An 8,751-nucleotide genomic window follows, 5' to 3' on the forward strand; every position below is an offset into this window, starting at 1 on the left:
AATTGCCCCCTGATTGTTCACGTTTCCTTTTAACGAGGTGGCAGTCCAAGGGCAATGCGGCCGTAGCGACTGATTCGTGTGATTTTCCAAGCAGGCGACCAGGTAACTTCAACCTTGACATCTTCGATACCCTCGATTTGTTTCAGACCTGCCACGATTTCGATAGGCAGGCTTTCGGCACAATCGCAGGCAGTGTCGGTGAAGGTCATGACAATCTTGCAGAGACCTGTTTCATCCAGATTGATTTCATAAATCAGTCCTAGATTGTAAACATCCAATTCTACATCTGTATCAAAAACTTTCTCTAGTTTTTCGATGATTTGGTCTTTTAATGCCAAAGCACGGTCATTGATTTTGATATCGTCTCTCATAGCAGTCCCTCCACATGATAAATATCCTCTATTTTCTCATAATTCTGACAATTTGGCAAGTTTTTCCCAATCAAGACTTAATTTGCCATGAAACTCAAAGAACAGACTAAGACTAGATCATGGATTGGGCAAAGCACTGCTTTAAGATTTCTGATATGATAAATAAACCGATAAGTTGAAGACCTCGATATAGTCTAAAGGAATTATTCTTTATCTTCCAAGAAACGCACCATAAAAAGAAAAAGAGGCTGGGTCAAAAGTCCTAGCTTCTCAATTGTCTTTGGATTGTCGAGCAAGACGCAGTGGTTGAGTGGGCTCTACTACGCTGATTTCATCAGCTTTTACAGCCCTACTCAACTGTGCGGAGGTAGGACGACGAAATCGAATTCTAACGAATTACCGATTTCTGTCCCACTCTCTTTTTAGGTATTATTTTGACTTCACAGGTTTATCTGCCAAGGCCTTGATAGCTGATGCTATCGTTTCTGCGTAGAGCTTAGCTCCCTCTTCTAGTTTGGCATTATCACTTCCAAAGTGAACCTGATCCGTTCCTTTCCAGATGTCTGGATGATCTTTAGATACTTGATTCCAGTCTGCAACCTCAATGTAAGGATACTTTTGAGCCACTTCACGCACATAGCTAGCATACTGTTCTACATAAGGCTGAGTTGCTTGAGTTGTATCACCCTCATAAGGTGTCATAAGTACAAGTTGATGTCCCTTAGGTAGATTTGTTATCAAAGAATCGATATCAGCCTTATAATCCTCAGGGTTATTCACTCCAGTAGCAATAACGACTATTTTAGGGAGGACTTTATTCTGACTGTGATTGAGCATAATAGCATTGGCTTGCTTGGTATTTCTGCTTACTTGACTATCTGTCTGAGCGTCTGGTAGAACCTCTTTAAGTCCAGGTGTTGCACGCAAGGTTACAGAATCTCCGATGATGGATACACCTTCGGCAATATTGTAGCGACTAGCTTCTGCTTGATCCGCCATGGTTTTTGTACGGGTGATATTGGTTTGGGCTTGATTAAGGCCATTTACCATCAAATCCGTTTCAAAAGCACCGACTTGGGGAGCAATAAACATCACAATCAGTGTCAGCAAGCTAAGAAATCCGACGCCACCCACAAAGATTGGTTGAATATGCGGAATTTCTTTTACCGTTTGCAATAAACTACTGTTCTTCCCTGCAATGAAAGGTTCAATTACATAGAAAGAAAGGCTTGCAAAGAGATAAGAAAAGATAGTGGTGAGAATCACTGCTGGTATATTTCCCATTAATTGGGAGAAAATAATATAAAACGGCCAGTGGAAAAGATAGACGGCATAGCTGGTGTCAGCTAAGAAGCTAATCACCTTTGGTTCTTCAATCGTCGGAGTTTTCTCATGCAAAAGTCGTGCTGCAACGATCATCAGAAGGGCAGCTAAACTTGCCAACAAGAAGCCAAGCAAGTAGGCAAAGAGATAATTGAATTTCACGAAGAAAGTCAATAAGAGCAAAACTCCGAGACCTGCCCCGAATACTAGCAAGGTCTTTTTCAAATCCCAGGTATTATTTAAACGCTTAACAAGAGTAGTCGTTTGACGAACACCTACCAAAGATGCCAAAATACTGCCTAGAAAGAAAGGATAGACGTGAGTAAAGCTAGAAAAGTAGAGCGTCGAGTAGGAGCTAACGATAAAGCTACCGATAAACATTGAAAGAAAACCGATGATAAAGACAGCTGATGATAGAAGAAAGACTAGACCTCTTAATTGTCCAGATGATTTTACCCGCTTGGACAAGAACCAAACTGCCAAGCCCCACAAGATATAGTAATGAACTTCAACCGCTAAACTCCAGTTATGAACAAAGAGATGGGGGATGAACTGAGATTCATAACTTCCCCCTGTTAACATTTCATAGAAGTTAGTCATAAAACCAAGAACACCAGCTATCTGACTACCAATACCGGCTATATAATCTTGGCGAACTAAGAAAGTAAAGGGCATAACGACGAGAATCATCAAGACGACTGGAGGGAAAATCCGATAAAAACGTCTCCTGAAAAATCCTAGGATATCAATCTTTCCTTTTTGGCCAAATTCTTCTAATAAAAGTGACGTAATTAGGAAACCTGAGAAGGTGAAAAAGACGTCAACCCCGAAGAAACCTCCTGGAAAAACCGTCTGAAAGAAATGGTACAAGAGTACCAAGAGTAAGCCTGTAATCCTGATCAAGGAAAACCATTTTATACGCATACGAGTTTATTCTCCGTTCATTAGAGTAGTAAAAAAACCATCTAATGTTCATTCCATATTACCTTTATTTTATCAAAAAAAGAAGAAAAATCCTAAGAGAAAACTTAGGATTCGAGCTTTAGATTGATAATCTTAGAAATTACGACCTGATTTATTGTAGCCATATTTTTCAACAAAATGCTCACGGAATTCCAAGAGATTGTCATCCATAATAGCCTGACGAACCTGCTTCATAAGATTGAGCAAGAAGTAGAGATTATGGTAACTGGTCAAGCGAATACCAAAGGTTTCATCAGCCTTGAGCAAGTGACGAAGGTAGGCACGGGTGTAGTTCTTACATGTGTAGCAATCGCACTCAGGATCAAGCGGTGTAAAGTCCTCCGCAAACTGGGCATTCTTGACAACCAAACGTCCTTGGCTTGTCATACAAGTTCCGTTACGAGCGATACGAGTCGGCAAGACACAGTCAAACATATCGACCCCACGAATAACCCCATCAATCAAGCTATCTGGTGCCCCTACCCCCATAAGATAGCGAGGTTTATTTTCAGGAAGGAGTTGAGTGGTGAAGTCCAAAACTGCATTCATCTCTTCGTGAGTTTCTCCAACTGCTAGTCCACCGATAGAGTAGCCTGGGAAGTCCATGCTGACAAGGTCCTGAGCTGACTGACGACGAAGATCTTCAAATCCTGCACCTTGTACAATCCCAAACAAACCTTGGTCATGGGGACGACGATGAGCCTTTAACCCACGTTCAGCCCAACGGCTGGTACGTTCGATTGATTTTTTCACATAATCATAAGGTTGATAAAATTGAGGACATTCATCAAAGGACATCATGATATCTGAGCCTAGATTGTTTTGGATAGAGATGGCCTTTTCAGGTGAAAGGAACATCTTGGAACCATTGAGGTGATTCTTAAACGTTACTCCTTCTTCTGTGATATTACGGCTATCCGCTAGGGAATAAACTTGGAAACCTCCACTATCTGTCAAGATAGGCTGATCCCAGTTCATGAACTTATGAAGCCCACCTGCACGCGCAATGAGTTCATCTCCAGGACGAAGCCACAAGTGATAGGTATTAGAGAGGATAATCCCTGACCCCATCTCTTTCAATTCTTCTGGCGATTGGGTTTTAACAGTTGCTTGAGTTCCAACTGGCATAAACATAGGAGTTGGAAAGGTTCCGTGTGGCGTGATAATCTCACCCAGACGAGCTCCCGTGTGTTTTTCTTTCTTAATCAAACGATATTTGATTGGTGAATCTGACATTTTTTACCTCCGAAGCTGGGAAAGACCGTCCCAGTTCTTACTTTGTGCCCAAGGGCATACTGTATGATTCTATCAAAAAAAACAGGAACTGTCACGAACTATGGTATAAGAATTTTGTGTTTACAATTGATTTCAGTTGCTTATCGTTAGTTGAGTTTTTACTTATTTTTATTTAAAATTATTTCCATTGATTTCTGTCATTTTTTTAAATCGTATTCATATTCGTATTCATTTTCATACCATGTTTGCCCGTATTGTTGAGAAGGTTACAATTTAATTCTAATAGTTTGCAAAAGGATCAGTGAGTAATATCACTGTTTTTTCTATTTTGAGCAAACAAAAAACCGCAAGCCTGAGCCTGCGGTAGATACACAATTTTAGAAAAGTTTTTCCTTTCGTTTTATTTTTTTGAAATTATTTAGTGGTAACAATTAGTCCATCAGGTAATACATCAAGTGCCGGTTTATCTGAACGACTGCCATCCTCATTGACATAGTACCATCCTCCTTCAACTTTAACAAGTTCTTTTGAAGACATTGATCCGTTCTCTTCTTTGAGATGGTATAGTTTGTCCTTGTATTGAACCCAGCCAGTGACCATTGCTCCTGAAGCATCAAGATAGTACCATTTGCCATTCACAAACACCCAACCAATGGCCATTGCCCCATTTTCTTTGAGGTAGTACCACTTATCATTTTCTTTGAACCATTGACTGGTTAGACAATATCCTTTAGCATCAAAATAGTACCACACACCGCCGATTTTTTCCCATTCTTCTTTTGGATAAGATCCGTCTGGGTGTTCCCACCACCAACCAGTATCATTTCTTTTCCATTTTGGCTCGGCTTCTTCGTCATCTAGTAAAACAATGTTTTTGTCGTACGGATTTGAAGAGTATTGCCACCAGCGAATGCCGTCCAAGCTTGGAAAATACTCAAAATCAGCATCTCCATCATTTAGCCCATACCCGGCAATCCAAAGGCTATTTGGAAATTCCGCAAGAATCTGCTCATAATAAACATTATTAAGCGTGAATGGCTTGTAACTGTAATAGATTGGCTCGTAGCCATTTTCTTTGAGGATTTCCATGAAACGAATACAAGCATCTGTATTTGCCTGTTTGTCTCCGCTAGCGTGGTCTTCGTAATCTAGCACCAGATATTTAACTTTTTTAGGCACGTTGTCCAGAAAATATTTAGCTTCTCTTTCAGCTTCTTCTACGTCTCCGCCGAACCACGCAAAATGGTAGAACCCAATAGGATTTGATTGTTCTACTTGGGCATGTCGGCACGGATTTAGGTAGCTTGTGCTTTCTGAGATTTTGATGATGGTATTCTGTGTACCCATGTCAGCCAAAATACCTGTAATATCGTACCCATTATGGCTAGATACATCGATGAATAAGTCGTTTTTCTTCATTGTTTTCTCCTAATCTTCGCTTGGTTCGTAGTATTCTAGCGCACGTTTGCTGTCTGAAATCCCTGCTGTTGTTGGGTCAGGAATGATATTTAGAATATTTACAATCGTCAACCCCACAAGATAAGGGTTCGCAAAGAATTTGCCAAGCAAGTCTAAAATGACTCCCCAGCTGACCAAGTCCTCCAGTTTAAGATTGAAATATGCGAGAATTGGCAAAGCTAGTGCGAATGCCACTCGCAATAAAAATGTTTTGTTTTTTAAGTTAAAACGTACTTTCCAGTTAATCATGTGTTATTCTCCTTTATTTTTATCTTCGTCTTTCTCAATCAATCGCTGAAATGCTTTTAAAAATGGTTGAAAAAGAGTAACATTTCCTTTTAATTTACGGTAATTTTCAACGAGGGATTGAAAAGTAAATGCGATGTACCCGAGGTAAATCGAATACAAGAAGAGGAAACCTGTCTTTTCAGGCAAGAGGACAGACATCGGAATGAGGATCATCAGCAAGAGGACTCCTAAAATTTTGCGAAGAAGTCCGTTGATGCCGATTTTGCTCTTGTACTCGATGTCAGGGTTGACAATAGCCGCAATCGTTCCTGTCACAAAATCAATGATTTCCATGGAGACAATTAATGCTAGGGCGTACAAGACCAGACCGTCTTCAGTCTGGACGACGCTTCTTAAAAAATTGAAAAATTCGATTTGCATATATCCTCCTTAATCGATACGTGGCATGACCACAGTCAGCACGCCTTGCTGCAACATGTCAGAGAGTGCTTGGTCTTTGTATGTGAACCCCTCGTTTGCTCTCATTTGAAACATAAAGATAGTTTGCGTTCCTTTTGGCCATTTGGCATTGGTTTCAAATGGATAAGGCATGGCAATGATGTCTCCATTTGAGTAGCGTGTACCTTTAACAAGAGGCTTGATGAAATTAGCAACCTTGCTATAAGCAAATGTAGGCATTCCTCCATTTTGAGAGATGCCCAAGGCAACCAGGACCTCAGTGATAGCTGAAACTGTGTCCAGATTTTCCTTATTCTCAGTGGTAGCTTGCTCCACCTTGGCTGCCATTTCCTTGTTTTGTTGCAACTGAGCTTCTACCTGGTTAAATTTCTCCTTCTCAGCACGCTGTGGGAAATTCTCTTGATAGAGAGCCTCTAGGGCGAGTTCAAATAGCTCTGTATTTGATAGGCTGATTTTATCAGCTGGTAGCAAGATTGGCACAATAGCACCATCTGAGTTGACAAGCGTGACCTTAGTGGCTGTTACTGCACCACTTCCGTCGTACTCTAATGATTTTTGACCGTATTCTAGTTTCATATTTCCTCCTTTTGATTTAATTATCTAAAAAATTATTGGGACTTTTTACGATGTTTCAGATTTTAAATGAAACATTATCAAAGTTAAGCCAGTTTGAGTCTACGTTACCTTTTACAACTATATTGCCATTTCCGTAGATACCTAAAACAGCTACATTATAGTTGTTATTGATCGTTGAGATGTACAGTGTCTGTGTTGGTCTAAACCCCACTGGTAAAGTCCCTATCACTGTCTCAATCGTAGTTTTCCCTTTGTACGCTGAACCTCTAAAATAAACAACGCCGTCAAACGTTTTTGAATATTGAACATCATTGTACTGCTGATGATGCTGCCATCCGTTTTGCAAAGATAAGTCCCTCCAAGGTGTGGGCTCGCTTTCTGATTTTAACAATGCTACATAGTCAGAGTTATTAGTTGATTCTGATTGTTGCACTACATAGCGCCATGGTCTCCAAACGTTATCATATCCGTACTCACGGACTGCCATATAGCCGTTCGAAGAAGTAACCCTCTGGATACACTCGTTAGTGGTATGTAATTTATAGCATTCTAAAATACAAAAAGCTCCTAAAGGATTGTTAGCAAAGTCTGCCCCGACTTGCCACAAACCAGGGATTTTCATATTATTTAAGTCTTTATTAAAAGAACCGTGAGGAGGAATTGCACCGCCGAAATTAGAAGTCAGTTGATACTGCTGAATAGGCTGGTCATTAGCATATATATTGCCTTTCACATCCAGGGCGCCCTGCTCTCTGATTTTGTTAACGCCCACCCCTGACCTGTCATAAGATAAGACCACGCTCTCTGTGGCTACATTGACCATGAAGTCAGACCGTGTGAACTTGTCCTCAAGCGTGCCGATTACAACCCAGGACTGATTTGCTAGATAATTACCAGCAAGATTAGCTTGTGAATTGACTAGACTTGAGATGCTTGTCCAGGATCCAGTAGCTGGTCCATTATCAACTGTGTAAGAGTTAGTCCCTAGTCGAGCAACCTTGAATGTCAATCTCATTGAATTTTTTTGACTTCCTGAGACAGTCAAGGGCGCTATCTTAGCGTTTCGTGTAACTGTCAGAGTGCTAGAAGTTGAGCCCGTTCTTGCAATACTAAAGCTCAAGGCAGGAGCAAAATACTCAAGCACGGTTACAGATACCTCTCTAGTATCAGACCAACGCCCACGGCTATCAGACACGCTCGCTCTGATTTTGATGGTGCCGTGGTAGTTCATAATGCCAAGACTGCCACCGTTTGAGCTTGTGGATTGGTTCTTGCCGACAATTTCAGCATAGTATCCAGTGATAGACGAGCCGTAGGAGCCAACCGCACCATTAAACGCTACTTTGATGTTAGATATTACCTGAATGAACGTGTTGCCGCTTGGGATAAGGTTCTGAGCTGCAGAGTTCAAGTCTGACAAAGAAACCCCTGAAAATGTAGGCTTGAGATTAGCTGGCACGCTTGCCGTGAATGTGGCTGACTGTGTGCCTGTCTTGGTAGAGCCTGAATAGGTATCTACATAGATTGTCCCTGTTCCGCTTGCTGAGTTTGGGATGTCATTGGCAAAGTCAAGAGGAATCGTCCAGCTAGTGGATGTGTCCACGTTGTTTGCAATCGTTCCTGACTTGCCAGCCCAAGCATACCGCACTGTATGCTTAAAACTTGAGCTTTGACGGTTGATGTTGATAGTAACCAAACTACCAATAACTCCAGCACTCACGCTTACAGAGCTAGAGCGTGGTATAGTCGTCAGGCTAAGGCTTGCTGATACTGTGATAGTCCCATGCAGGCCGTTATTTGGATTAAACGTACAAGAGATAGGTAAGGTCTTAGTCCCATCCGCATTGTGGCTGATTGTACTTGCCCCACTAGCAAGCGTGTACTCCTCTCCTGATGTCTCCCACGTCGGATAGCTGTAATGGACGTTACGGCCATCCAGATTAAGAGACAACGTACTGTCTCCTTGATGGTTATGAGTGTAGTAGGCGCCTGTACGACTAACTGTCATCCGCCAGTTGACGGTTGAGGTGTTAGCCGTGATACTCTGAGAGCCTTGCTCCACATAGACATTGAGATACAAGCTCCCACTTGAATTACTAAACTTTGCCATACTTCC

At 41.5% G+C, this 8,751-nt stretch carries 8 protein-coding genes; all 8 read right to left on the reverse strand.

The window, feature by feature from the left end; all coding sequences use genetic code 11:
- Positions 1-29: 29 nt before the first annotated feature.
- Entirely contained in the window at positions 30-371 is a 342-nt protein-coding gene (locus tag QM917_RS07205; RefSeq protein ID WP_033681053.1) for a metal-sulfur cluster assembly factor, read from the reverse strand.
- A 429-nt stretch (positions 372-800) separates the two neighbouring features.
- A complete protein-coding gene (locus QM917_RS07210; RefSeq protein ID WP_414285361.1) occupies positions 801-2,618 on the reverse strand; it encodes an acyltransferase family protein in 1,818 nt (605 codons plus the stop codon).
- 132 nt (positions 2,619-2,750) lie between these two features.
- Entirely contained in the window at positions 2,751-3,893 is a 1,143-nt protein-coding gene (gene tgt, locus QM917_RS07215) for a tRNA guanosine(34) transglycosylase Tgt (protein ID WP_016466286.1), read from the reverse strand.
- Between the two features lie 414 nt (positions 3,894-4,307).
- Positions 4,308-5,312 (reverse strand): GH25 family lysozyme, encoded by a 1,005-nt coding sequence (locus tag QM917_RS07220; protein ID WP_414285362.1) that lies wholly within the window; start codon positions 5,310-5,312, stop codon positions 4,308-4,310.
- 9 nt (positions 5,313-5,321) lie between these two features.
- Entirely contained in the window at positions 5,322-5,600 is a 279-nt protein-coding gene (locus QM917_RS07225; protein ID WP_371608255.1) for a phage holin, read from the reverse strand.
- Between the two features lie 3 nt (positions 5,601-5,603).
- The gene (locus QM917_RS07230; RefSeq protein WP_414285060.1) at positions 5,604-6,020 is read right to left on the reverse strand and encodes a phage holin family protein; all 417 of its coding nucleotides are present in this window, start codon (positions 6,018-6,020) and stop codon (positions 5,604-5,606) included.
- 9 nt (positions 6,021-6,029) lie between these two features.
- On the reverse strand, positions 6,030-6,635 hold the full coding sequence (locus QM917_RS07235) for a DUF1366 domain-containing protein (RefSeq protein WP_371608257.1): 606 nt from the start codon (positions 6,633-6,635) through the stop codon (positions 6,030-6,032).
- Between the two features lie 55 nt (positions 6,636-6,690).
- Positions 6,691-8,745, reverse strand: a complete 2,055-nt coding sequence (locus tag QM917_RS07240; protein ID WP_414285363.1) for a DUF859 family phage minor structural protein — start codon at positions 8,743-8,745, stop codon at positions 6,691-6,693.
- Positions 8,746-8,751: the final 6 nt, after the last annotated feature.

This window comes from Streptococcus infantis (genome assembly GCF_047460685.1).
GTDB classification, from domain to species: domain Bacteria; phylum Bacillota; class Bacilli; order Lactobacillales; family Streptococcaceae; genus Streptococcus; species Streptococcus infantis_AD.